The following is a 24428-nucleotide window of genomic DNA, read 5'->3' on the forward strand; positions in this document are numbered from 1 at the left end:
AAGCCCCTGATCAGGGCTTATGTGCCAGTGATCACTGGCGGTATGTGTGCGGGGGGTGAAAACGCGTTACCGGCGGGTACCCAAAGGCCGGAACGCCGCCTACCCTCGGCGTCATGACGGACACGCAGGCTGCCACCGCCGCTTCCCCGGTTCCCGCCGACGCCGCGCAGGCGGCCCGCCCCGCCGCCCCGGCCGGCGCGACCAACCCGGTCGCCCCCGCGCCCGCCGGCGCCCGGACCGCCGCCGACGTCGTCACGCCCGACCTCGTCGCCCGGCTCACCCGGGGCGTGATCGGATCCGGCCGCACCGCCAACCACACCCCCTTCACCGGGAAGAAGCTGGCGGACCTGCCCGAGGCCACCCCCGAGGACGTCGCCGAGGCGTTCGACCGCGCCCGCGCCGCGCAGACCGCCTGGGCCGCCACCCCCGTCCGGGCCCGCGCCGCCGTCCTGCTCCGCTTCCACGACCTGGTCCTCGCCCGCCAGTCCGAGGTCCTCGACCTCATCCAGCTGGAGACCGGCAAGGCCCGGCTGCACGCCCACGAAGAAGTCCTCGCGGTCGCCGTCGCCGCCCGCCACTACGGCCGCAGGGCCGCCGCGTACCTGCGTCCCAAGCGGCACACCGGCGTCGTCCCGGCCCTCACCAAGGTCACCGAGCTGCGCCAGCCGCGCGGGGTCGTCGGCCAGATCGCCCCCTGGAACTACCCGCTCGAACTCTCCGTCGGCGACGCCCTGCCCGCCTTCGTGGCCGGCAACGCCCTCGTGATGAAGCCCGACACCGAGACCGCGCTCACCGCGCTCTGGGCCCGCGACCTGCTCATCGAGGCCGGACTCCCGGCCGAGGTCTTCCAGGTCGTGCTGGGCGAGGGCCCGGTCGTCGGCCCCGAGGTCGTCCGGCACGCCGACTACGTCTCCTTCACCGGCTCCACCCGCACCGGCCGCGAGGTCGCCCAGGGCGCCGCCGCCCGCCTCGTCGGCGTCTCCCTGGAGCTCGGCGGCAAGAACGCCATGCTGGTCCTGGAGGACGCCGACGTCGAGAAGGCCGCCGCCGGCGCCGTCCGCGCCTGCTTCTCCTCCGCCGGCCAGCTCTGCATCTCCATCGAGCGCCTGTACGTGCACGAGTCGGTGGCCGACGCCTTCCTGGAGCGCTTCGCCGCCCGCACCCGCGCCATGCGGCTCGGCAATTCCCTCGCGTACGGCGCCGACATGGGCTCCCTCGTCGGCGAGCGGCAGCTGGAGACCGTCGTCCGGCACGTCGACGAGGCCGTCGCCAAGGGCGCCCGACTGGTCGCCGGCGGCGTCGCCCGCCCCGACATCGGCCCCCTCTTCTACGAGCCGACCATCCTCGACGGCGTCGAGGCCCCGATGTCCGTCTGCGCCGAGGAGACCTTCGGCCCGGTCGTCTCGGTCTACCGCTTCCGCGACGAGGACGAGGTGATCGAGCGCGCCAACGCCACCCCGTACGGCCTCAACTCCTCCGTCTGGACCACGGACGCGCGCCGCGGTCACGCCGTCGCCGCCCGGCTGCGCACCGGCACCGTCAACATCAACGAGGGGTACGCGCCCGCGTACGGCAGCGTCCGCGCCCCGATGGGCGGCATGAAGGACTCCGGCCTCGGCCGCCGCCACGGCTCCGAGGGCATCCTCAAGTACACCGAGGCCCAGACCGTCGCCCAGCAGCGCGTGATGCCGCTCGCGCCGTCCTTCGGGATGGACGACGAGACGTACGCGAAGGTGATGAGCCTCTCCCTGAAGGCGCTCAAGGCCCTGCGCCTGAGCTGACCCGCCGCGCCCGTTCCCGCCCCTTTCCCGTCCTTTTCCCGCCCTTTCCCGCCCTTTTCCCGGCGACGTCCTGCGAGGAGAGCCATGACCGCGGTACCCCCTGCCCGAAATCAGGACGAGGACGACGCGTACGACTACGACGTCGTCGTGGTCGGCTCCGGCTTCGGCGGCTCGGTCACCGCCCTCCGGCTCACCGAGAAGGGCTACCGGGTCGGCGTCCTGGAGGCCGGCCGCCGCTTCACCCGGGAGACCCTGCCGAAGAACTCCTGGGACCTGAAGAACTTCCTGTGGGCCCCGGCGCTCGGTCTGTACGGCATCCAGCGCATCCACCTGCTCGGCAACGTGATGGTACTGGCCGGCGCGGGCGTCGGCGGCGGCTCGCTCAACTACGCGAACACGCTGTACGAGCCGCTGGCGCCGTTCTTCGACGACCCGCAGTGGAAGGACATCACCGACTGGCGGGCCGAGCTCGCCCCGTACTACGACCAGGCCAAGCGGATGCTGGGCGTCCGCCTCAACCCGACGATGACCCCCTCGGACGTGCACCTGAAGGCCACCGCCGAGGCCATGGGGATCGGCGACACCTTCCACATGGCACCGGTCGGCGTCTTCTTCGGCGACGGGCAGGACGCCGACGGCACGGCACGGGCCAAGCCCGGCGGCGAGGTCCCCGACCCCTTCTTCGGCGGCGCGGGCCCGTCCCGCAAGGCGTGCACCGAGTGCGGCGAGTGCATGACGGGCTGCCGCCACGGCGCCAAGAACACCCTCAACGAGAACTACCTCTACCTCGCCGAACAGGCGGGCGCGGTCGTCCACCCGATGACCTCGGTCGTCGCCGTCACCGAGGACTCGCGCGGCGGCTTCGCCGTGAAGACCCTCCCCACCGACGACCGCAGGAAGGGCCGAGGCCGCACCTTCACCGCCCGCCGGGTGGTGCTCGCCGCCGGCACGTACGGCACCCAGACCCTGCTGCACCGGATGAAGGACAGCGGGCTGCTGCCCCGGATCTCCGCCCGGCTCGGCGAGCTGACCCGCACCAACTCCGAGGGGCTGGTCGGCGCCCAGACCACCGACCGCCGCTACCGGCGCAAGCACGGCCACCCGAAGGCCGACTTCACCCGCGGCGTCGCCATCACCTCGTCCGTGCACCCCGACGCGCACACCCACATCGAACCGGTCCGCTACGGCAAGGGCTCCAACTCGATGGGCGGGCTCACCGTCCTCCAGGTCCCCTACAGCGCCCACCGGGTGCGCGACTGGGCCCTCCACATGGCCCGGCACCCCGTCCTCGCGCTCCGCTCGCTCTCCAACCGGCGCTGGTCCGAGAAGACGATCATCGGCCTGGTCATGCAGTCCCTCGACAACTCGCTGACCACCTACCGCAAGCCCGGCGGCATCGGAAAGGGCCTGCTCACCGCCCGGCAGGGGCACGGCGCGCCCAACCCGACGCAGATCGAGGCCGCGACCCGGGCCGCCACCCTGCTCTCCGAGGAGATCAACGGCTTCGCCGGCTCCAACATCGGCGAACTGATGGGCACCCCGCTTACCGCGCACTTCCTCGGCGGCTGCCCGATCGGCGCCGACGCGGAGTCCGGCGTCATCGACCCGTACCACCGGCTCTACGGCCACCCCGGCATCTCGGTCGTCGACGGCTCGGCGGTCTCCGCCAACCTCGGGGTGAACCCGTCCCTGACGATCACCGCCCAGGCGGAGCGGGCCATGTCCTTCTGGCCCAACAAGGGCGAGGAGGACCCGCGGCCCCGGCAGGGCGAGGCGTACGCGCGCCTGGCGGCGGTCGAGCCGAAGACGCCGGCGGTCCCGGCCGAGGCGTTCGGCGCCCTGCGGCTGCCCTTCCTCGGCATCCCGGCGGTCCCGCCGAAGAAGACGCCCTGAGGCGTAAGGAAGTGGAAAGAGCGCGGAAAGGGCGCTGCACCCCCCTCCGAGTGCAGCGCCCTTCCGGCTTTTCGGTGTTGCTGCATAGATGACCAGCGGGCCCCGTCATTGGTTGTAGGCGTTGCGCGGGATCTTCGTGTGACGCGCGTCACACGCGGAGGGGTGCTGGGTGGGGCTGGGCGGGCCCGGGCGTGAAGAGGGCCCGTGCCGCGATTCCGGTCGCGGCACGGGCCCTGGGGCGGCACCGGTGTCAGGGCAGCGGCGGTGCCGAGCGGAGCGGCGCCGGGGGGTCGCGCCGCGTCGGGGGAGGGAAGTCGGAGGGGACGGGTCGGAACGGTGGGGGAGGAGGATGAGCCGGTTGCGGTCGGCCCCGGGCGTCCCCGGGACCGACCGCCCTTTCTGGGTGACCGGGCTGCTGTCCCCTGCCGTCCGGTCACGCGCGCTGGAGCGAGGTCCCACGACGTACGAGAAGCACGTCACACGCTCCAGCGAAGCCACGCGTGGTTTCTTACGGGCCCGCCCCTGGCTGGCACGGACACCCCGCTCAACGAAGCCCGGCGGGGGCCGGTCACGCGCCGTACGGGTGAGTCCGGCACCGAACGCGGGTGCGGAACCCCACCCGCGGGGTGGGGCTCTCCGGGCGGCGGGGCTGGGCTCTCGGCTCGCGGGGTGCGGCTCTCCCGTCGGATCGGGGCGGGCTCAGACGCGGCCCCGGCACAGCTCCAGCATCGTCATCGCCAGCGCCGTGCCCGGCTTGCCCAGCGCGTCCCGGTAGTGGGCGAGCACCTCCATCTCACGCGCCAGGTTCACCCGCCGGCCGCCCGAGGAGATCCGGGCCTCCTGGATCACCGCCGAGACCGCCATCCGCTCCTGGATGAGGCCGATGATCCGGTCGTCCAGCGCGTCGATCCGCTCGCGCGCGTCACCGATCAGCGAGGCCGCCTCGTCGGTGCGGGCGCCGGTCAGCTCGGTGGGGGTCTTCGTGGTCATGCGGGGCTCCTGGTGTTCCTCGTGGGGTGGAGGCCCCGGCCCGGCACGGCCCGGGAAACGCCAGACGCCCCGGGCCTTGTCGGCCCGGGGCGCCTGGGGAAGTCGCTGTTGTCAGTTGCTCAAGCAGCACGACCATGGCAGCCGGTGGGCCGGTTGCCATAGGTAAACAGGAAGGTCGAGTGCGTGCGCATGGCGCCCAGTATGGACCCCGCCCGGCACCCCGGGGCAAGCCGGGCCCGGATGGTGAGACGAAGGCCACCCGCGTTCGGATGGTGAGACGAAAAGCGACACGCGCACGCCGGTAGAATCGACAAATAGCCCCCTCCTTCGGGAACCCCCTACCGCCGGAAGGCCGCCGTAGTGTCATCAGCGTCCCCCGCTGCCGCGCCCGACGTCACCAACCCGGACGTAGTCCTCGTTGTCGACTTCGGCGCCCAGTACGCCCAGCTCATCGCCCGCCGCGTCCGCGAGGCCCGGGTCTACAGCGAGATCGTCCCGTCCACCATGCCGGTGGCCGAGATGCTGGCCAAGAACCCGAAGGCGATCATCCTCTCCGGCGGTCCGTCGTCCGTGTACGCCGAGGGCGCCCCGCGCCTCGACCGCGCGCTCTTCGAGGCCGGCGTCCCCGTCTTCGGCATGTGCTACGGCTTCCAGCTCATGGCGACGACCCTCGGCGGCACCGTCGACAACACCGGCGCCCGCGAGTACGGCCGCACCCCGCTGCACGTCACCAAGGCCGGCTCCACCCTCTTCGAGGGCACCCCGGTCGAGCAGTCCGTGTGGATGTCGCACGGCGACGCCTGCTCCGCCGCCCCCGAGGGCTTCACCGTCACCGCGTCCACCGACGTGGTCCCGGTCGCCGCCTTCGAGAACGACGAGAAGAAGCTGTACGGCGTCCAGTACCACCCCGAGGTGCTGCACTCCACGCACGGCCAGCAGATCCTGGAGCACTTCCTCTACCGCGGCGCCGGCATCCAGCCCACCTGGACCACCGGCAACGTCATCGAGGAGCAGGTCGCGGCCATCCGCGCCCAGGTCGGCGACAAGCGCGCCATCTGCGGCCTCTCCGGCGGCGTCGACTCCGCCGTGGCCGCCGCCCTCGTGCAGAAGGCCATCGGCGACCAGCTCACCTGCGTCTACGTCGACCACGGCCTGATGCGCAAGGGCGAGACCGAGCAGGTCGAGAAGGACTTCGTGGCCGCCACCGGCGCCCGCCTGGTCGTCGTCGACGCGCAGGAGCGCTTCCTCACCGCCCTCGCCGGCGTCTCCGACCCGGAGACCAAGCGCAAGATCATCGGCCGTGAGTTCATCCGCGTCTTCGAGCAGGCGCAGCTGGAGATCCTCCAGGAGGAGGGCCCCGAGGTCGCCTTCCTCGTGCAGGGCACCCTCTACCCGGACATCGTCGAGTCCGGCGGCGGCACCGGCACCGCCAACATCAAGTCGCACCACAACGTGGGCGGCCTCCCCGACGACATCGAGTTCGAGCTGGTCGAGCCGCTGCGGCAGCTCTTCAAGGACGAGGTCCGGATGGTCGGCCAGGAGCTCGGCCTGCCCGAGGAGATCGTCCAGCGCCAGCCCTTCCCGGGCCCCGGCCTCGGCATCCGCATCGTCGGCGAGGTCACCAAGGAGCGCCTGGACCTGCTCCGCGAGGCCGACGCCATCGCCCGCGAGGAGCTGACCGCCGCCGGTCTCGACCGCGAGATCTGGCAGTGCCCGGTCGTGCTGCTCGCCGACGTCCGCTCCGTCGGCGTCCAGGGCGACGGCCGCACCTACGGCCACCCGATCGTCCTGCGCCCGGTCTCCTCCGAGGACGCCATGACGGCCGACTGGTCCCGCCTGCCGTACGAGGTCCTCGCCAAGATCTCGACCCGCATCACCAACGAGGTCGCCGACGTCAACCGCGTCGTCCTCGACGTCACCAGCAAGCCCCCGGGCACCATCGAGTGGGAGTGACCCCTCCCGCACGCGCCTGAGGCCGCCGCCCCGCACCGCGGGCGGCGGCCTCGCCGCTTCCCGCCCCGTGTGTTTGAGTGCTGCGACCCGTCCGACCAGACCGGTCCCGTCCGGCCTCTGGTGACTTGACCGGCCGGGCGTTACCTTCCGGCGCATGACCGAGACACCGGCCCCCGTCCCCGTCGACCGGCTCCACTTCGCCATGCCGCCCGTCCACGCGACGGCCGAGGAGGAACGCGCCCACCGCAAGCAGCGGCTCGCCGGCGCCCTCCGGCTCTTCGGGCGGCTCGGTTACGAGGAGGGCGTCTCCGGCCACATCACCGTCCGCGACCCCGAGTACGACGACTGCTACTGGGTGAACCCCTTCGGCGAACCCTTCGGCGACCTCACCGCGAGCGACCTCGTCCTCGCCAACGGAGAGGGCCAGGTCGTCCACGGCGACCACCACGTCAACCAGGCCGCCTTCACCGTCCACGCCGCCGTCCACCGGGCCCGCCCCGACGCCGTCGCCGTCGCCCACACCCACTCCACCCACGGCCGCGCCCTCGCCGCCCTCGGCGAACTCCTCGACCCCCTCACCCAGGAAGCCTGCGCCTTCTACCAGGACCACGCCCTCTACGACGCCTACACCGGCGTCACCGTCGACGCCGAGGAAGCCCGCCGCGTCGCCGTCGCCCTCGGCCCCTTCAAGGGCATCGTCCTGCGCAACCACGGCCTCCTCACCGTCGGCACCTCCGTCGACGCCGCCGCCTGGTGGTTCCTCTCCATGGACCGCTGCGCCCGCATCCAGCTCGCCGCCCGCGCCGCCGGCAAACCCGTCCTCATCGCCCACCAGGACGCCGTCGCCACCCGCGAACAACTCGGCGGCGACCTCGTCGCCTGGATCAACTACCAGCCGCTCTGGCGCAGGATCAGCCGCGCGGAGCCCGAACTCCTGTCGTAGCACCATCGCTTCACCCTTCTGTACGTCAAGGCGATGGCCCGGCAATCACTCTCCGGCGGGGCGCACGCGGCCCTTCCGAGCCCCCTCGGTGCGGCACAATTCCGAGGAACCAGCGGCACGTTGGGCTCGGGACTCGGGAAGTGACGGCACCGTGGCGGTTCAAGAGGCGAGACAGTACGGCGGGCGCCACGGCGCCGGCGACCATCCGACGGCCTGCGCCGGCTGCGCCCACTGCGGCGAGACCGGCCACCGCCGCGCCGTCGCCGCCTTCCTCGCCCGCCGCGAGGAACTCGCCGCCGGCCACGGCGTCCCCGCCGCCGTCGCCCACTCCCCGGTCGCCGCCCGCCAGTGGGTCTCCGACGAACTCGCCCAGTCCGCCCGCGCCGTGACCGCCCACGGCCGGGAGGCCGGACTCGCCTGGCTCGCCCGCGTCCGCACCGGCAGCCTCGCCGCGATCTGGGCCGCCGTCCTCGCCCTCCTCCTCGGCCAGGCCCTCACCGCCCTCGGCACCGGCTGGACCGCCGCCCGCACCGCCGGCCTCTGCACCGCCGTCCTCCTCGCCGTCCCCCTCACCGCCGCCGCCCACGCCCACCGCGCCCGCGGCGGCCTGCTCGCCGCCGTCACCGGAGAGGACAACCGGCTCTCCACCACCCGGGCCGTCGCCGCCGCCTGGCTCCTCCTGCTCTGCTACGCCCTTCTCTTCCTCACCCTCCGCTCCCTCACCACGCCCACTCCCACTCCCACCCCCACCCCGGGGCCCTTCGACCTGGCCGGCGCCGCCGCCCTCGTCACCGTCCTCGCCCTCGTCTCGGCCGTCGCCGTCACCGCCCGGCTCGTCGTCTCCACCCGGATCGCCGCCCGGCGGCTCCAGAAGGTCCGCGCCGAACGGCCCCGCGCCGCCGACCTCCTCTGCGACGACAACGGCCGCGCCGACCTCGCCGACGTCCAGTACGTCCTCGTCTCCGGCGCCGTCCTCGTCTTCACCGCCGTCCGGCTCGCCACCGCCCCCGACCGCCTCCCCGCACCGCCCTGGTCCCTCGCCCTCCTCGTCGCCGTCTCCGCCGCCTGGCACCTCGCCGCCAAGTGCACCGAAGGCGGCCCGCCCGTCGTCCACGCCGTCGTCCGCGCCCGCGAGGCCGGCGACCTCGACGCCCCCATCCGGGTCGGCGACGACATCGAGATCCGCGGCCACGGCTTCGTCCCGCCCGGCGCCGCCGCCCCCGACCCACTGACCCGGCTCGTCGTCCGGATCGGCGCCGTCCACGCCCACGTCCCCCTGGTGCCCGTCCCCGGCGGCTTCGCCAACCCCACCGACACCCTCCTCACCGTGCCGCTCCCCGCCGACGTCGAACCCGGCCGGGTCGAGGTCTCCGTCGTCACCGCCGCCGGATTCGAGACCGACCGGGTCACGATCGACGTCGCCGACTGAACATCCGGCCCCTTCCTGTGTCCCTCCACAGGCCGAGCGGAGAGAATCAGTCCGCGAACAGTCGTACGGCTGCGTGGAGAGGTGACCGGACATGAGCGAGCACACGGACCGCCCCGGCGGACCCACCCTGAGGGACCGCACCGACGCCTGGAAGGCCACCGCCTCCCGTTACGCGCTCCTCCCGCTCCGGATCTTCCTCGGCGTCACCTTCGTCTACGCCGGCCTCGACAAGCTCACCGACCCGGCCTTCCTCGCCGACACCGGCACCGGCTCCATCGGCGAGACCATGCGCGGTGTCCGCGACTCCTCCGCCGTCCCGTGGCTCGTCGACCTGGCCCTCCACAGCCCCAGCGGCTTCGGCTACGCCCTCGCCCTCGGCGAACTCGCCGTCGGCCTCGGCACCCTCCTCGGCCTCCTCGCCCGGCCGGCCGCTCTCGGCGGCGCCCTCATCTCGCTGAGCCTCTGGCTCACCGTGAGCTGGCAGGTGCACCCGTACTACCTCGGCAACGACCTCGCCTATCTCATGGCCTGGCTGCCGCTGCTGCTCGCCGGCGCCCCGGTGCTGTCCGCCGACCGTCTCCTCGCCGAACGCCGCCGCAGGCCGTAGGCCACCCAGGTCAGCAGCCCCGCCAGACCCAGCCCGCCGCACATCACCGGCACCGCCAGCCACCACGGGGCGGTCCACCAGCCGGCCAGATCCCCGCCGTACGCGGCGGCCAGGCCGAGCGCGGCCAGACCCACGACCAGCCGGCCGGGCCGGAACTCATGAAGCAGCACGGGTGACCTCCACCTGTCCGAGACCGACCTCCAGCGAGAGGTCGAGCGTCCCCGCCGGCTCCGTGCCGGCGGGCGGGTTCAGCGTCCGCGTCTCGTCGCGGTCCGGGGCGATGTCGATGTCGTCGGCCGGCTGCCCCGGCAGCTGGAGGTCGCCGAGCCCCACCTGGGCGCGCAGCCGCACCACCGCGTCCCGCGGCACCAGCACCTCCAGCTTGCCCGCGCCCACATCGACCGCCGTCCGCACCGTCGTCCCCTCGGGCACCGACAGCCGGGACAGGTCCAGCGTCCCCACCCCGGCACCCAGGTCGTACCGCGGCTCCACCGCGGCCACCGCGGCCGGCGTCCACGTCCGGCGCGTCCACTCCGTGGTGATCTTCTCCGGCAGCGCGACCGCACCGGCCAGCAGCGCCGCCGTCACCACCACCTGGAAGATCGTGCCGAACCCGGTCCGGCCCAGAAAACTGCTGACCACGAGCCCCGTGCCGAACACGGCCAGCGCCGCCGTGAGCCCCGTCGCCAGGCTGACGCCCAGCGGCTGCGACTCCCACGTCAGGGCCGTGCCCGTGATCGCCGCCGCCAGCGCGAGGAGATGGACGAGCCCCGCGATCGACGCCGGGCCGCGCCGCACCGACGGCTCCGGCCGCGCGCCGACTGGCGCGCCCCACCGGCTGCCCGGTCGGGGCACCTCGCCGCCGACCCGGCCCTCCGCGTCGACGATCCCGGCCGGCCCCCACATGTAACCGAAGGCCACCTTGCCCGTCGAACCGTCCTTCACGATCGGGTCGCGCCACCACGACATCATCTGGCTCTCGATGTACGTCAGCGGCGGCGCCTTCGCCTCCGGCGGCACCGGGACCCGCACGTGCGGCACCTTCGGCCGCGCCTCCGGGTCCCGCTCCGCCTCCTCCTCGGCCGTGTGCCGGCGCTGCGACCAGTACGCGGCACCCGCCGTCACCAGCGACAGCAGCACCGCGAAGCCCACCATCGAGTTGGTGCGCAGCATCGACAGGAAGATCCCGCAGCCCACCAGCGCCATCAGGATCGCCGCCAGCGTCGCCCCGGACACCCGGCCGGTCAGCAGCCGTCTGCCCTCGCTCTCGTCCTCGCCCACGAGCGGGATCAGCAGCCAGGCGAAGCCGTAGAAGATCAGCCCGATGCCGCCCGTCACCGCCAGCACCGCGAGCACGATCCGGAAGATCACCGGATCCATGTCGAAGTGCCGGCCGAGACCGCCGCAGACCCCGCCGACCACTCGGCTCGTCCGCGAGCGGCGCGGCGGGAACGCGGGAGCGTCACCGGCCGCGGGTGGGGCCTCGTGCTGCGTGGGCCGCGAAGGCGTCGAACTCGTCATGGCTCCATGGTGAACGCCCGGGGCCCCGGGTCGGCACCGGGAACGACCCTGGCACGACCCTGATATTCGGCGGCCCGGCACGCCGGTGCCGACCCCGAGGAGAACCAGGGGGCGATCTCAGGGCCGACCCTGATGCCCGGCGGCGGCCGGACGTGTGACGATCGGTGCATGTCCGCAACCGCTCGCGTCACCGACCTCGACGAACCGCCCGTGCGCAGGCTCTACCGCAGCGCCGACGGGCGGTGGCTCGGCGGTGTCGCCCGCGGTCTCGCCGGACACCTCGGCCTGCCGGTCGCCTGGGTGCGCGCCGTGTTCGCGGTGCTCGTGTTTACCGAGGGCCTCGGGCTGCTGCTCTACGCGGTCTTCTGGATCGTCGTCCCGCTCGGCCTCGCCGGCCGGGCCGAACCCCTCTCCCTCTTCGAGCGCACGGAGGACGGCAGACGCCGGCTCCGCAAACCCGACCGCGGCCAGATCGTCGCCCTCGTCGCCCTCGCGGCCGGCGCGTCCGTCTTCATCGCGAACCTGCGGATCGACGGCGAGACCGGACGGTACGTGTGGCCGACGATGCTCATCGGTCTCGGCGTCGTCCTGGTGTGGCGGCAGGCCGACAACGCCCGCCGCGACACGTGGACCGGCCGGACCGTCGGCCAGGGGCGCGGCTTCCACCTCGTCCGGGGGCTCGTCGGCGTCGCCCTGGTCGGCACCGGCCTCGCCGTCTTCGTGGTCGTGCGCGGCTCCGTCGCCCAGATCGGCACCGCACTGACCGCCGCTGTCGCCGTGCTCACCGGCATAGCGCTGCTCGCCGGTCCCTGGCTGATAAGGATGTCGCAGGACCTCTCCGCCGAGCGGACCCTGCGCATCCGCGCCCAGGAGCGGGCGGAGGTCGCCGCCCACGTCCACGACTCCGTCCTCCACACCCTGACCCTGATCCAGCGGAACGCCGACGACGCCGGCGAGGTCCGCAGACTCGCCCGCGCCCAGGAGCGCGAGCTGCGGAACTGGCTGTACCGGCCGGAGGGCTCCGGCGGGGACGACGAGGAGCCGGAGACCCTGGCGGAGGCGGTGAAGCGGGCCGCCGCCGAGGTCGAGGACAAGCACGGGGTGCCGCTGGAGGTCGTGGTCGTCGGCGACTGCCCGCTCGACGAGAAGCTGACCGCGCAGATGAAGGCCGCGCGCGAGGCGATGGTCAACGCCGCGAAGTACGGTGGCGAGGGCGGGGCGGTCCAGGTGTACGCGGAGGTGGAGGGGCGCACGGTGTTCGTGTCGGTGCGCGACCGCGGCCCCGGGTTCGACCTGGACGAGGTCCCCGAGGACAGAATGGGCGTACGAGAATCGATCATCGGCCGGATGCAGCGCAACGGCGGCACGGCCCGGCTGCGGGCCGTGCCGGGCGGGGGCACCGAGGTCGAGCTGGAGATGGAGAGGGCGGACGGATGAGCGACGACAGCGGGGCGGCGGCCGGGGCCGGCGGGACGACGGAGCCGGGTGCGGCGGGCGGCCCCGGCCGCCGGGTGCGGGTCGTCCTCGTCGACGACCACCGCATGTTCCGTACCGGGGTGCAGGCCGAGATCGGCCGGACCGACGTCACCGGGGTCGAGGTCGTCGGCGAGGCCGCCGACGTCGACCAGGCCGTCACCGTGATCACCGCGACCCGGCCGGAGGTCGTCCTCCTCGACGTGCACCTGCCCGGTGGCGGCGGGGTCGAGGTGCTGCGCCGCTGCGCCGGGCTGATGGCCGCCGCAGAGGACCCGGTCCGCTTCCTCGCGCTCTCGGTGTCGGACGCGGCGGAGGACGTGATCGGCGTGATCCGGGGCGGCGCCCGCGGCTACGTCACCAAGACGATCACCGGCGACGCCCTGGTGGACTCGATCTTCCGGGTGCAGGAGGGCGACGCCGTGTTCTCCCCGCGGCTGGCCGGCTTCGTCCTGGACGCCTTCGCCTCCACCGACGCGCCCCCGGTGGACGAGGACCTGGACCGGCTCACCCAGCGGGAGCGCGAGGTGCTGCGGCTGATCGCCCGTGGCTACGCGTACAAGGAGGTCGCCAAGCAGCTCTACATCTCGGTGAAGACCGTCGAGTCGCACGTCTCCGCGGTGCTCCGCAAGCTCCAGCTGTCCAACCGGCACGAGCTGACCCGCTGGGCCGCCGCGCGCCGGCTGGTCTGACGGAGCAGGCGCTCGCCGGGTGTACCGGTCAGGCGACGCGGGTGGCGCCGGCGAAGGGCATCTCGTCGATGGGTGCGATCCGGACGGGGGCGCCCGGCCGGGGCGCGTGGATCATCTGGCCGCCGCCGATGTAGAGGCCCACGTGGCTGATGCCGGAGTAGAAGAAGACCAGGTCGCCCGGGGCCAGCTCGGAGCGGGAGACCCGGCGCCCGGCGTTGATCTGGGTGTATGTGGTGCGCGGCAGCGAGACGCCGGCCGCGCGCCAGGCGGCCTGGGTGAGTCCCGAGCAGTCGTACGCCGAGGGGCCGGTGGCGCCCCAGACGTACGGCTTGCCGAGCTGGGCGCGGGCGAAGGAGAGGGCGGCGGAGGCACGGCCGGCGGGGGCGGCCACCGGCGCCCGGCCGCCGGAGGTCCGGTCCGCGGACGCCCGGTCCGCGCGTGCCGGGGAGCCGCCGGCGATACCGGCCGCTCCGTTCGCGCTGTTCGCTCCGGTCGAGCCGCTCGCCGGGGCCGGGGCGGTGGTGCGGGCGGCGGAGGCCGCCTCGTACCGGGCCCGTTCCTCGGCGGTGAGGCGGGCGAGGAGGCGTCGTGCGGCGGTCAGCTTCGTGAGGACGGCGGCCTTCTGGCGGCGCAGCTCCGCCTCGTGGGTGCGCAGCGCGGCGAGCCGGCCGGCGGATTCGGCGCGGAGCTGGGCGAGGGCGGCGAGCTCCCGGCGTACGGCGGTGACGGCGGCGGCCTGCCGGGCGCCCGCCTTCTCGGCGAGGGCGGCCCGCTCCAGGTACGCGTCGGGGTCGGAGGTGAGGACCAGCTGGACGGCCGGGCCGAGGCCGCCGGAGCGGTACTGGGCGGCGGCGACGGCCCCGAGACCGCTGCGGACGGTGTTGAGGCGTTCGGTGCGGCGGGCGGCCTCGTCGCGGAGCGCGTCGAAGGAGGCGCGGGCGGCGTCGGCCCGTTCCCGGGCGCCGTTGTACCGCTGGGTGGCGGCCCCGGCCTCCTCGTAGAGCCGGTCGACCTCGGCCCTGACCTGGGCGGGGGTGCGGTCGGGGCGGGCCGGGTCGGCGTGTCCCGCGCCCTCGAAGAGGGTGGCGGTGGCGGCCGAGGCCAGGACGAGCGTGGCGGCCGTGCGGGCCGCGGGGCGGCCCGGCGACGGGGGCCGGGGTTTTCGGTGCGCTGCCACGAGGGCGGGTCACATCCTCTCCCTGTGGGGGACGGTGCCGGCCGGGGCCGGCGGCGGACCGCACAGGGGAGACGGGCCGCCGCCGGGGTTCTCCGGCGGGGGCGGCCGGCACCGCCGGGCGGACCGGCGGGGTGGGGAGCCGGCCACCTGGGGCAGGACGCTAGACCCGGGCGTCACGCCCCGGCGGCGGGTTGACCGCTATTGGCGCCGGATGACCCCCGGGGACCGTTCCCTTTCGCGCGCGGGGGCGGTCGGCGACGGTTCCCCGGGGGCGGGCGACCGAAGCGGGGGAGCGGGTGGACCCGGCCGCCGAGCGCTGCTAAGGGCCCGGTTAGGCTCCGCCCCATGGACGTCCTCATCAATGTCTTCGTCGCGCTCCACATCATCGGCATCGCCTCGCTGCTGGGCGGATTCCTCACCCAGATGAAGGCGATCGGCGCCGGCACGGCCCGCTTCACCCCGGCGATGCTGCACGGCGCGCTGACCATGCTGGTCACCGGCGTCGCGCTCGTCGGCCTCAACCAGGCCGACGACCAGACGGTCAACAACATCAAGGTCGGCATCAAGCTGCTGATCCTCGTGGTGATCCTCGGCATCGTCTACGTCAAGCGCGACGACGAGACCGCCGACAAGGGCCTCTTCGCCGCCGTCGGCGGTCTGACCACGGCGAACATCTTCATCGCCACCCTCTGGACCTGAGCCCCCCGGCCGGTCCGGACCGCTCCGGCGCCTCCCGGTGTGCGCCCTCACACCGGGAGGACGCCGAAGGCGGGCCCGGTTGTCGGCGCGGCGTCCTAGACTCGGGAGGCGATGAGCAGCCTCTTTGACGACAGCTTCCTGGCCGGCCTCCAGTCCCACTCCCCGGAGGACGTCCCGCCCCCGCCCGAGGACGACGAGCACGGCGCCCCGGCCGCGGAGGAGGTCCCGCACGACCTGTTCGGGGAGCACTTCGACGCGCCCCCGCCCCGCGACCCGTACTACCGCGACGGCGCCCACCGTCCCGTCGTGGACCCGGCCGCCCTGCTGGACGGGCTGAACGAGCAGCAGCGCGCCGCCGTCGTCCACACCGGTTCCCCGCTGCTCATCGTGGCCGGCGCCGGCTCCGGCAAGACCCGGGTGCTCACCCACCGCATCGCCCACCTGCTGGGCACGCGGCACGTGCACCCCGGCCAGATACTGGCGATCACCTTCACCAACAAGGCCGCCGGCGAGATGAAGGAGCGCGTCGAGCAGCTGGTCGGCCCGCGGGCCGCCGCGATGTGGGTGATGACCTTCCACAGCGCCTGCGTCCGCATCCTGCGCCGCGAGTCGAAGAAGCTCGGCTTCACCTCGTCCTTCTCGATCTACGACGCCGCCGACTCCAAGCGCCTGATGGCGCTGGTCTGCCGCGACCTGGACCTCGACCCGAAGAAGTTCCCGCCGAAGTCCTTCAGCGCCAAGATCTCCAATCTGAAGAACGAGCTGATCGACGAGGAGACCTTCGCCGACCAGGCCGCCGACGGCTTCGAGAAGACGCTCGCCGAGGCGTACCGGATGTACCAGGCGCGCCTGCGCGAGGCGAACGCGCTGGACTTCGACGACATCATCATGACGACGGTCCACCTGCTCCAGGCGTTCCCGGACGTCGCCGAGCACTACCGCCGCCGCTTCCGCCACGTCCTCGTCGACGAGTACCAGGACACCAACCACGCCCAGTACACCCTGGTCCGCGAGCTGGTCGGCACCGGCTACGACGACCTCGGCCCGGCCGAGCTGTGCGTGGTCGGCGACGCCGACCAGTCGATCTACGCGTTCCGCGGCGCGACGATCCGCAACATCCTCCAGTTCGAGGAGGACTACCCGGACGCGACGACGATCCTGCTGGAGCAGAACTACCGCTCCACCCAGACGATCCTCTCCGCGGCCAACGCGGTCATCGAGCGCAACGAGTCGCGCCGCCCCAAGAACCTGTGGACCGACGCCGGCGCCGGCGCGATGATCACCGGCTACGTCGCGGACACCGAGCACGACGAGGCGCAGTTCGTCGCCGACGAGATCGACCGGCTCACCGACGCGGGCGAGGCGAAGGCCGGCGACGTGGCGATCTTCTACCGGACGAACGCGCAGTCCCGCGTCTTCGAGGAGATCCTGATCCGCGTCGGCCTGCCCTACAAGGTCGTCGGCGGCGTGCGCTTCTACGAGCGCAAGGAGGTCCGGGACGTCCTCGCCTACCTGCGCGTCCTCGCCAACCCCGAGGACAACGTGCCGCTGCGCCGGATCCTCAACGTGCCGAAGCGCGGCATCGGCGAGCGCGCCGAGGCGATGATCGACGCCCTCGCGCTGCGCGAGAAGATCACCTTCCCGCAGGCCCTGAAGCGGGTCGACGAGGCGTACGGCATGGCGGCCCGCTCGGCCAACGCGGTGAAGCGGTTCAACACGCTCATGGACGAGCTGCGCACCATCGCCGAGTCCGGCGCGGGCCCTGCGGTCGTCCTGGAGGCCGTCCTGGAGCGGACCGGCTATCTGGCCGAGCTGCAGGCGTCCACCGACCCGCAGGACGAGACCCGGATCGAGAACCTGCAGGAACTCGCCGCCGTGGCCCTGGAGTTCGAGCAGGAGCGCGCGGAGGCCGAGGGCGCGGAGACGGCGGGCGCGGGGACGCTCGCCGAGTTCCTGGAGAAGGTCGCGCTGGTCGCCGACTCCGACCAGATCCCCGACGAGGACGAGGAGGGCTCCGGCGTCGTCACGCTGATGACCCTGCACACCGCGAAGGGCCTGGAGTTCCCGGTGGTCTTCCTCACCGGCATGGAGGACGGCGTCTTCCCGCACATGCGGGCGCTCGGCCAGACCAAGGAGCTGGAGGAGGAGCGGCGCCTGGCGTACGTGGGCATCACCCGCGCCCGCGAGCGGCTGTACCTCACCCGTTCGTCGATGCGCAGCGCCTGGGGCCAGCCCTCGTACAACCCGGCCTCCCGCTTCCTGGAGGAGATCCCGCCCGCGTACCTGGAGTGGAAGCGGACCGGGGCGATGGCGAAGCCGGCGGGTCCGACCTCGGGGATCGCGTCCTCGCTGTCGTCGTCGCTGTCCTCGTCGCGCGCCCGCTCCGGCCCGTCCGGTTTCGCGACGCGCCGCGCGGCCTCGGACAAGCCGGTGGTCGCGCTGGCGGTCGGCGACCGGGTCACGCACGACCAGTTCGGCCTGGGCACGGTGATGGCGGTGACGGGCTCCGGCTCGGACGCGCAGGCGACGATCGACTTCGGCGACGAGAAGCCGAAGCGGCTGCTGCTGCGGTACGCGCCGGTCGAGAAGCTGTAGGCCACGACGCGTGAGGGCCCGGTCCGTTCCCGGACCGGGCCCTCACGGCGTACGGGGTGCGTACGGGGTGAGTGGCGTTCAGCTCGTCGGGTCGAGGCCCTTGCTGCGCAGCCACGTCAGCGGGTCGATCGCGGAGCCGCCGCCGGGCCGCACCTCGAAGTGCAGGTGGGGGCCGGTGGAGTTGCCCGAGTTGCCGGAGTAGGCGATGACGTCGCCGGCCTTGACCTGACCCCAGCGGATCTTGGTGCTGCTGAGGTGGCAGTACCAGGTCTCGGTGCCGTCGGCGGCGGTCACGATCGCCATGTTGCCGTAGGCGGAGTTCCACTGGGTGCGGACGGTGCCGTCGGTCGCGGCCATGACGGGGGTGCCGTACTGCACGGGGAAGTCGATGCCGGTGTGCACGGACATCCAGTTGACGCCGGACTGGCCGAAGCGGGCGCTGAGCTGGTGCAGTTCCACCGGCAGCATGAACTTGGGCCGCATGGCCTCCCGGCGGGCGGCCTCCTCCGCGCGCTTCTTCTTCTCGGCGGCCTGGCGCGCCTTGAGGTCGATGCGCTCCTGGGTGCGGCTGGCGCGGTCGCCGAAGTCGCGGACGTCGGCGTCGAGGGCGCTGAGCTGGGTGTCGAGCGCGGTGTTGGCGGGGACCTGCTTCACGGCGGCCGGGTCGGCGGCGGCGAGCGCGGTGGTGGTCTTCTTCTGGGGGGCCTCGGGCTCGGTGCCGGTGAGGCCGCTGACGGAGGCGGCGGCGATGCCGGCGACGCCCATGACGCAGGCCGAGGGGACGGCGACGGTCAGCAGCGCGGAGCGCTTGGCGGGGGTACGGCGGCGGGCGCGGGCTCCGCCGGCGGCGCGGCGGCCGGGGCGGGCGGCGGTGTCGGCACGGACCTCGGCGGCGGGCTCGCCGGCCTCGTCCCCGGGCACGTCGTGCGCGACGACCTCGTAGGTCTCCGTCCCGGGCTCGCCGGCGGCCTCGGGCTCGTACCCCCCGTCGGGCCGCGCGTATCCGGCCTCGGGCTCGTACGACGGCTCGGGGTGCTCGTACCCCGGCTCGGGCTCGTACCTGGTCTCGGAGGCGGCTTCGTAGCCGGGGAACGTGAACTCGGCGGTGTGGTCGACGCGTTCGGTCTCGGGGACGTACTGCTGGGGGACGACCGGCTCGGCGAGGTCCGCGGCCTGGTTCCAGGCGGTGGCGTCGAAGGCGCCGGTGTCGGTCGCGAAGGCGGGGGCGGCCCACTGGCCGGTCGTGTCGTACGCCTCGTGGCCGTACGCGCCCTGCGCCGCGTAGGCGCCGGAGTGCAGGGTCTCGTACGCGCCGGTGGCGGGGGCCGCGGTCCAGGCGGAGGCGTCCCACTGGCCGGTGGTGTCGTACGCGTCGGGCTGTCCGTACGCCGTCGCCGCGTAGGGGTCGGCGACGGTGGCGGTCGCGGTGGTCCACTGGCCGGTGGTGTCCCACTGGCCCGTCGTGTCGTACGCGCCGGAGGCGGCGTACTGCCCCAGGTCCCACTGGCCGCTGTGGCCGGTCGAGTCCGTGTCGGACCAGGCCCCGAAGAGCGGGTCGGCCGCGAAACTGCCGGTGGTGTGGGCGCCGTCTCCGGCGTACCCGGCGTGGGGGTGCTGGTCGTTCACCAACGTCTCTCTCGCCTCGGCAGCAGGACCAGTCCGGGGCGGGCCCGTCAGGGGGTGTCCCGGGGGGAAGCAGTGGCGCGACTGTACCCGGCGGTATGCGGGACCGACAATCTTCGGAAGGGTTTGCGGGCGCAGGAAACGGGCAATCGGCCGTGTTTCGCCAGCTCACACACAGAGCTTTGGCCTTGTGTTCGAGGAACGTTCGAAGAACGGCCCCGGGGGTGTCGCCCGCCGGCGGCGCGTCAGGCCACCGAGGCCGCCCCCTCGCCTGCCGCCTCCTCCGCCCCGCCCGCCCCCTCCGCGTCCAGAGCCTCCAGGACCCCCGCCGCCACCGTCGGATGCACCGGCAGCGCGAGATGCCCGATGCCGCTCACCCGCACGCTGTGCGTCAGCAGGTCGGGGTGGTCGAGACGGGCCGTCTCCACCGGCACCATGATCCGGTCCAGATCGCTCCAGAAGCTCACGAACCGGGTCCGGCAGCCCGGCGCCGGCTCCGCCAGCTCCCGCAGCACCTCCGACCCCGGCCGCATCTGCCGCACCAGCGGGTGCGCGTCCGCGAGCGGCGACCCGGCCGTCGTGCCCGCGTGCGGAGTGCCCAGCGTGACCAGCGTCCGCACCCGCACGTCACCACCCAGACGCTGTACGTAATAGCGGGCGATCAGACCGCCGAGGCTGTGCCCGACCACGTCCACCTCGGCCCGGCCGGTGCGCTCCAGGATCCGGTCGACGTGCCGGCCCAGCGCCACCGCGGCGGTCCGCAGGTCGCCGGTGAACGGGGAGTAGTCGAGGCAGGCGACGCGGGTGCGGCCGTGCCGGGCGAGCGCGCGGCGCAGCACGAGGAAGACGGACCGGTTGTCGACGAGACCGTGCAGCAGCACGACCGGCCGCCCGGCGCCGTTGTCCCGGCCGTCCCCGTCGCCCCCGCTGCCCCGGCCCTCCCGGTCGTTCCGCTCGTTCCGGTCGTCCTTCCGGTCGTCGTACCGGTGGTCCCGGCCGCCGGGGACGAGTCCCGACGGGTAGAGGACGAGGCGGCCGGTGAGGACCGCGGCTTCGAGGGTGGTGGCCTTCAGCAGGGTGGTGACCTTGGAGAACTCCATCGCCGACCTCCCGTGCGGCACAGGGCCGGGCGGTGCGCCGGACCGCCGGGGTCCCGTGCCGTACGGACGGCGGCACGGAACCCCGGCGACCGGCGTCGCGGCTCCTTTCGCGCACGGCCCCGCGGGCGGCTGGTGTGGCCCAGGAGGAGGGCCGGAACGGGGCAGAGCGCGGAACGAACGTGTCCCACGTGTGATTTCCCCCTCGCGGGGCTCCGCGAAACGGCCCGTTGCGGGATGCTGTCGATAACGTTCGTTCACCTCCCCGGCAGAGTTGCGCGGGGGTCGCATGTGGAGGCAGTGATGGGTGTGACCGGTCCGATCCGCGTGGTCGTCGCCAAGCCGGGTCTCGACGGCCACGATCGCGGGGCCAAGGTCATCGCGCGCGCCCTGCGCGACGCCGGGATGGAGGTGATCTACACCGGGCTGCACCAGACGCCGGAGCAGATCGTCGACACCGCGATCCAGGAGGACGCCGACGCGATCGGCCTGTCGATCCTCTCGGGGGCGCACAACACGCTCTTCGTCAAGGTCATCGAGCTCCTCAAGGAGCGCGACGCGGAGGACATCAAGGTCTTCGGCGGCGGCATCATCCCCGACGCCGACATCCCGCCGCTGAAGGAGAAGGGCGTCGCGGAGATCTTCACGCCGGGCGCGACGACCGCGTCGATCGTCGACTGGGTCAACGCGAACGTCCGCGTGACGGCCGCCTGACCCCGCGCCCCGCCGCACCCGGCCGGGAGCCCCCTCCGACGAGGCTCCCGGCCGCGGGCGCGCCGTCTTCACCTCAGACGCGCGCCCCGTCCAGCTCCGCGCACATCCGGGCCCGGAGGTCCAGGGTGGCCACCAGGCGCTGGAACGCCTCCGCCCAGTACGCGCCCGCGCCGGGCGCCGTGTCCTCCGCTTCCGGGGCCGCGGCGGCCAGGGCCTCCAGATGCCGGGCGGCCGTGGGGGAGAGGCAGCGCTCCGCCAGGCCCATCACCCCGCTGAAGCTCCACGGGTAGCTGCCCGCGTCGCGCGCGATGTCCAGGGCGTCGATCACCGCCTCGCCCAGCGGCTCCGCCCACGGCACCGCGCAGACCCCGAGCAGCTGGAACGCCTCCGACAGGCCGTGCGCCGCCACGAACGCCGCCACCCACGCGGCCCGTTCCGCCGGGTCCAGCGTCGCCAGCAGCTGCGCCCGCTCGGCCAGCGACGAGGTGCCGGGGCCCGTCGCCGGCGGCACCGACGGGGCGCCCAGCAGGGCGCGCGACCAGGCCGCGTCGCGCTGCCGCACCGCCGCCCGGCACCAGGCCGCGTGCAGCTCCGCCCGCCAGTCGTCGGCGACCGGCAGCGCCACGATCTCCTCCGGCGTCCGCCCGCCGAACCGGGCCGGCCAGCAGGACAGCGGCGCCGCCTCCACCAGCTGCCCCAGCCACCAGGACCGCTCGCCGCGCCCCGACGGCGGCACCGCCGCCACGCCGTCCCGCCGCATCTCCTCGTCGCACTCGTGCGGCGCCTCCACGACGACCGTCGGCACGGACGCCGTCCGGTCCAGGCCCACACAGGTGACCGCCCGGTCCGCCATCCGGCCCGCGAGCGCCGACTCCGGCAGCGCGGAGAGCAGTTCGGCGGCGGTCGCCCGGACGTTGCGGCTGCGGTCGGCGAGGGCCGCCTCCAGGAACTCCTCGTCCGCCGCGGACAGTCCCGCGCGCAGCGAGTCCAGGAACATCAGCCGGTCCTCGGCCCGCTCCCCGGACCAGGTCGCCGCGAGCAGCGCCCGCCCCGCCGCCGGATCCTTCGCCCGTACGGCTCCGAGCAGCGCGACCCGCTCCGCGAACAGGCCCTCCTCCCACAGCTCCCGCACCGCCTCGGCGTCCTGAGGGTCCGGCAGCGTGCCGCCCGCGCCGGCACCCCGCAGCGCGAACCGCCACTCCGGGTTGAGCCCCGCCAGCCACAGCCCGCGCGGGCCCGCGAACGCCAGCGCGTGCGGCCGCAGATCGGTGCGCGCCCGGGCCGCGTCCAGCAGCGCCGGCAGCGCGGCGGCCGGCGCCCGGAAACCGCGCTCCACGGCCAGCGCCAGCCACTGCGGCAGCAGTTCGGCGAGGTCCGGCGCGGTGCCCCGGCGGCCACCCGACGGGGCCGGGGCGGCGCGCCCGGCGAGCAGCAGGTCGAGCCGGCGCCGGGCCGCTTCCGGCAGCGGCGGGCGCGGGTCGTCCGCGGCCGGCGGGGGCGGTACGGCGGCGGGCCCGGGCCGCAGCCCCGCGCGGCGCCGCAGGGTCTGCCGGGCGGCGGCGCCGAGCAGCGCGGCGGCGGCGCCGGCGCCGCGGGTGCCGGACGGCGGGCGGCGGTCGGTCCCGAGCAGCGCGGACGTCATCAGGTCTTCCCAGCTCGCCTCGGGCGGGGTGTCGGTCGTCGTCACGTCTCCTCCTCGGTCAGGGGCTCGGCGGCGGGTGCGGAACGGCGGCGGAGGGTCACAGCAGCGGCACCGTCTCCGCCGGGGCCTCCGGCGACCAGGCGGCGAGCGGCGTGAAACCCCGGTGGCCGCACTCCCCGAAGACGGTCAGCGGCCCGCCGCCCGACAGGGCCAGCAGGCGCCACAGACCGGGGCGGGAGCGGTCGCCGCCGGTCAGCGGCAGCGCCTCGCGGCCGTCGGCGTCCGCGAGCTGCCACCCGTACTCGGCCCGCGCGGGCACCACCCCGGTCAGCGTCACCGGCCACGACTCCAGCCACGGGTCCTCCCGCAGCGCCCGCCCGTACGCGTCCGCCGCCGCCCCCACCGGGCCGCCCGGCGGCGGCACCACGGGACCGGCCACCGGCACCAGCGGCTCGCCCGGCTCCGCCCGGAGCTGACCCGCGCCCGCGTGCGGCGTCAGCTCGCCCTCCACCAGCGCGCCGACCGGCAGCGTCAGCGCGGGCGCGCGGCCCGCCGCCCCGAACGACAGCAGCAGCGCCGTCCGGCCGCTGTCCGTGCCGTACAGCCAGAGGCGACGGGTCGTCAGCCGGCCGTCCCCGGAGTCGTACTGGGCGAGGACCAGCCACCGGTCGCGCACCGCCGTGCCGCCCGGCGCGGCCGGCAGCCCGACCCGGGTCCGCACCGTCGCCGCCAGCGGCCCGGGCAGCCGGTCGGCGGCCAGCCACGCCCGGTCCAGCAGATGGACGAGCGCGCACTCCTCCAGGAGCCGCGCCGGCCAGTTCGGACCCGAGCCCGGTATCGCCCCCAGCTCCCGGACCCGGCCCGCGAGCCCCGGCGCCTGCGCGTCGACCATGCGGGCCGCGGTCTCCTCCCACAGGCCGTACCCCCGCTGCCCGGCCGCCGCGAGCCCGCCGCGCACCAGGTCCGCGAGGCGGCGCTCCAGCTCCTCCGCGCCCGCCGTCACCCGGGCGGCCCGCCGCTCCGCCCGCCGGCGGGCCGCCTCCGGATCGGCCGGCCGACCCCCCTCCGCCCGGCGGACCGCCGCCGCGGTCCCCCCGCGCCGCCCCGCGAGCCACGCGGCCGCCCACTCCGGCGGCCCGGCCCCGTCCGGCACGGCCGCCCCGTCCGCCGCCCACAGCAGCAGCAGTCCCAGCACGTGCTTGCACGGGGACTTGCGGCTCGGGCAGGTGCACGCGAACGCCGGCCCGGCGAGGTCCGCGACCGCCCGGTACGGCGTGCGGCCGCTGCCCTTGCAGCTCCCCCAGACGGCCCCCTCGGAGCAGCCCGCGCCGCTCCACGGCCCGGCCGCGCCGAGCCCGCTCCCCGCTCTGCGCGACGCGTCGTCAGGAGCCAGTGCCAGCACCTGGTCGGACGTCCAGCGCATCCCCGTCGCATTCATGTACCTGACGGTATTCTTCGCCACTGACAACGCAGTTGACCTGCGGTTCGTCGCTCCAGGGCCGCCCCGGGGACGGAACAGCTTTGCCGGTCCTTTACGGTGCTGTGCGAGCTCGCGTGAACCAGCGCGCGACCTTACGTCCGCACTGATCGTGCAGGGGG

At 74.4% G+C, this 24428-nt stretch carries 18 protein-coding genes; 11 read left to right on the forward strand and 7 right to left on the reverse strand.

Features of this window, described 5'->3' with window-relative positions; translation table 11 throughout:
* Positions 1-113 precede the first annotated feature (113 nt).
* Together ACFVQZ_RS24500 and ACFVQZ_RS24505 are read left to right on the forward strand one after the other, a co-directional pair.
* On the forward strand, positions 114-1781 hold the full coding sequence (locus ACFVQZ_RS24500) for a succinic semialdehyde dehydrogenase (RefSeq protein WP_030494317.1): 1668 nt from the start codon (positions 114-116) through the stop codon (positions 1779-1781).
* Positions 1782-1865: 84 nt separating this feature from the next.
* On the forward strand, positions 1866-3674 hold the full coding sequence (locus tag ACFVQZ_RS24505) for a GMC oxidoreductase (protein ID WP_383626053.1): 1809 nt from the start codon (positions 1866-1868) through the stop codon (positions 3672-3674).
* 699 nt (positions 3675-4373) lie between these two features.
* Here the strand turns inward: ACFVQZ_RS24505 and ACFVQZ_RS24510 are convergent.
* Positions 4374-4664 (reverse strand): chorismate mutase, encoded by a 291-nt coding sequence (locus ACFVQZ_RS24510; protein WP_030494319.1) that lies wholly within the window; start codon positions 4662-4664, stop codon positions 4374-4376.
* A gap of 360 nt (positions 4665-5024) precedes the next feature.
* On the opposite strand from ACFVQZ_RS24510, the gene guaA reads away from it, so the two are divergent.
* From guaA to ACFVQZ_RS24530, 4 genes are all read left to right on the forward strand, one after another.
* Positions 5025-6617, forward strand: coding sequence for a glutamine-hydrolyzing GMP synthase (gene guaA, locus ACFVQZ_RS24515; RefSeq protein ID WP_030494320.1), 1593 nt, complete (start codon positions 5025-5027; stop codon positions 6615-6617).
* 154 nt (positions 6618-6771) lie between these two features.
* The gene (locus tag ACFVQZ_RS24520; RefSeq protein WP_030494321.1) at positions 6772-7560 is read left to right on the forward strand and encodes a class II aldolase/adducin family protein; all 789 of its coding nucleotides are present in this window, start codon (positions 6772-6774) and stop codon (positions 7558-7560) included.
* Between the two features lie 151 nt (positions 7561-7711).
* Entirely contained in the window at positions 7712-8989 is a 1278-nt protein-coding gene (locus ACFVQZ_RS24525; protein WP_030494322.1) for a hypothetical protein, read from the forward strand.
* Between the two features lie 91 nt (positions 8990-9080).
* Positions 9081-9596: a DoxX family protein gene (locus ACFVQZ_RS24530; protein ID WP_383626058.1), complete on the forward strand. Its 516-nt coding sequence runs from the start codon at positions 9081-9083 to the stop codon at positions 9594-9596.
* 156 nt (positions 9597-9752) lie between these two features.
* Here the strand turns inward: ACFVQZ_RS24530 and ACFVQZ_RS24535 are convergent, their stop codons facing one another.
* Entirely contained in the window at positions 9753-11117 is a 1365-nt protein-coding gene (locus tag ACFVQZ_RS24535) for a PspC domain-containing protein (RefSeq protein ID WP_383626061.1), read from the reverse strand.
* Positions 11118-11285: 168 nt separating this feature from the next.
* On the opposite strand from ACFVQZ_RS24535, the gene ACFVQZ_RS24540 reads away from it, so the two are divergent.
* Together ACFVQZ_RS24540 and ACFVQZ_RS24545 are read left to right on the forward strand one after the other, a co-directional pair.
* Positions 11286-12554 (forward strand): PspC domain-containing protein, encoded by a 1269-nt coding sequence (locus tag ACFVQZ_RS24540; RefSeq protein ID WP_383626064.1) that lies wholly within the window; start codon positions 11286-11288, stop codon positions 12552-12554.
* A complete protein-coding gene (locus ACFVQZ_RS24545) occupies positions 12551-13282 on the forward strand; it encodes a response regulator transcription factor (RefSeq protein ID WP_030494326.1) in 732 nt (243 codons plus the stop codon). The genes ACFVQZ_RS24540 and ACFVQZ_RS24545 overlap by 4 nt, the downstream gene beginning before the upstream one ends.
* A 28-nt stretch (positions 13283-13310) precedes the next feature.
* Here ACFVQZ_RS24545 and ACFVQZ_RS24550 read toward each other — a convergent pair whose 3' ends face one another.
* Complete coding sequence (locus tag ACFVQZ_RS24550) at positions 13311-14459, reverse strand: NlpC/P60 family protein (protein WP_383626067.1); 1149 nt, start codon at positions 14457-14459, stop codon at positions 13311-13313.
* A 345-nt stretch (positions 14460-14804) separates the two neighbouring features.
* Between ACFVQZ_RS24550 and ACFVQZ_RS24555 the strand changes: the two genes are divergently transcribed.
* Both ACFVQZ_RS24555 and pcrA read left to right on the forward strand, forming a co-directional pair.
* Positions 14805-15158: a hypothetical protein gene (locus ACFVQZ_RS24555; RefSeq protein ID WP_383626070.1), complete on the forward strand. Its 354-nt coding sequence runs from the start codon at positions 14805-14807 to the stop codon at positions 15156-15158.
* A gap of 111 nt (positions 15159-15269) precedes the next feature.
* The gene (gene pcrA / locus ACFVQZ_RS24560; RefSeq protein ID WP_030494329.1) at positions 15270-17753 is read left to right on the forward strand and encodes a DNA helicase PcrA; all 2484 of its coding nucleotides are present in this window, start codon (positions 15270-15272) and stop codon (positions 17751-17753) included.
* A gap of 78 nt (positions 17754-17831) precedes the next feature.
* Here pcrA and ACFVQZ_RS24565 read toward each other — a convergent pair whose 3' ends face one another.
* Positions 17832-19379, reverse strand: a complete 1548-nt coding sequence (locus tag ACFVQZ_RS24565) for a M23 family metallopeptidase (protein WP_383626073.1) — start codon at positions 19377-19379, stop codon at positions 17832-17834.
* A gap of 242 nt (positions 19380-19621) precedes the next feature.
* Positions 19622-20476, reverse strand: coding sequence for an esterase/lipase family protein (locus ACFVQZ_RS24570; protein ID WP_383626076.1), 855 nt, complete (start codon positions 20474-20476; stop codon positions 19622-19624).
* A 300-nt stretch (positions 20477-20776) separates the two neighbouring features.
* Between ACFVQZ_RS24570 and ACFVQZ_RS24575 the strand changes: the two genes are divergently transcribed.
* Positions 20777-21187 (forward strand): cobalamin B12-binding domain-containing protein, encoded by a 411-nt coding sequence (locus ACFVQZ_RS24575; RefSeq protein ID WP_030494332.1) that lies wholly within the window; start codon positions 20777-20779, stop codon positions 21185-21187.
* Between the two features lie 73 nt (positions 21188-21260).
* Here the strand turns inward: ACFVQZ_RS24575 and ACFVQZ_RS24580 are convergent, their stop codons facing one another.
* Together ACFVQZ_RS24580 and ACFVQZ_RS24585 are read right to left on the reverse strand one after the other, a co-directional pair.
* Positions 21261-22829, reverse strand: coding sequence for a DUF5691 domain-containing protein (locus ACFVQZ_RS24580; protein WP_383626268.1), 1569 nt, complete (start codon positions 22827-22829; stop codon positions 21261-21263).
* A 97-nt stretch (positions 22830-22926) separates the two neighbouring features.
* Positions 22927-24252, reverse strand: a complete 1326-nt coding sequence (locus ACFVQZ_RS24585; protein ID WP_383626270.1) for an SWIM zinc finger family protein — start codon at positions 24250-24252, stop codon at positions 22927-22929.
* Positions 24253-24428 lie beyond the last annotated feature (176 nt).

Origin of the sequence: Streptomyces sp. NPDC057854 (genome assembly GCF_042797055.1) — a bacterium.
In the GTDB taxonomy this organism is placed as follows: domain Bacteria; phylum Actinomycetota; class Actinomycetes; order Streptomycetales; family Streptomycetaceae; genus Streptomyces.

What these genes read in the sequence shown, in the direction of transcription:
- ACFVQZ_RS24570 (WP_383626076.1), bottom strand. Translation starts at nt 20,476, where the DNA reads ATGGAGTTCTCCAAGGTCACCACCCTGCTGAAGGCCACCACCCTCGAA.
- ACFVQZ_RS24580 (WP_383626268.1), bottom strand. Translation starts at nt 22,829, where the DNA reads ATGACGTCCGCGCTGCTCGGGACCGACCGCCGCCCGCCGTCCGGCACC.
- ACFVQZ_RS24540 (WP_383626064.1), top strand. Translation starts at nt 11,286, where the DNA reads ATGTCCGCAACCGCTCGCGTCACCGACCTCGACGAACCGCCCGTGCGC.
- ACFVQZ_RS24505 (WP_383626053.1), top strand. Translation starts at nt 1,866, where the DNA reads ATGACCGCGGTACCCCCTGCCCGAAATCAGGACGAGGACGACGCGTAC.
- ACFVQZ_RS24520 (WP_030494321.1), top strand. Translation starts at nt 6,772, where the DNA reads ATGACCGAGACACCGGCCCCCGTCCCCGTCGACCGGCTCCACTTCGCC.
- ACFVQZ_RS24545 (WP_030494326.1), top strand. Translation starts at nt 12,551, where the DNA reads ATGAGCGACGACAGCGGGGCGGCGGCCGGGGCCGGCGGGACGACGGAG.
- ACFVQZ_RS24510 (WP_030494319.1), bottom strand. Translation starts at nt 4,664, where the DNA reads ATGACCACGAAGACCCCCACCGAGCTGACCGGCGCCCGCACCGACGAG.
- ACFVQZ_RS24575 (WP_030494332.1), top strand. Translation starts at nt 20,777, where the DNA reads ATGGGTGTGACCGGTCCGATCCGCGTGGTCGTCGCCAAGCCGGGTCTC.
- ACFVQZ_RS24530 (WP_383626058.1), top strand. Translation starts at nt 9,081, where the DNA reads ATGAGCGAGCACACGGACCGCCCCGGCGGACCCACCCTGAGGGACCGC.
- ACFVQZ_RS24500 (WP_030494317.1), top strand. Translation starts at nt 114, where the DNA reads ATGACGGACACGCAGGCTGCCACCGCCGCTTCCCCGGTTCCCGCCGAC.
- ACFVQZ_RS24555 (WP_383626070.1), top strand. Translation starts at nt 14,805, where the DNA reads ATGGACGTCCTCATCAATGTCTTCGTCGCGCTCCACATCATCGGCATC.
- ACFVQZ_RS24535 (WP_383626061.1), bottom strand. Translation starts at nt 11,117, where the DNA reads ATGACGAGTTCGACGCCTTCGCGGCCCACGCAGCACGAGGCCCCACCC.
- pcrA (WP_030494329.1), top strand. Translation starts at nt 15,270, where the DNA reads ATGAGCAGCCTCTTTGACGACAGCTTCCTGGCCGGCCTCCAGTCCCAC.
- ACFVQZ_RS24585 (WP_383626270.1), bottom strand. Translation starts at nt 24,252, where the DNA reads ATGCGCTGGACGTCCGACCAGGTGCTGGCACTGGCTCCTGACGACGCG.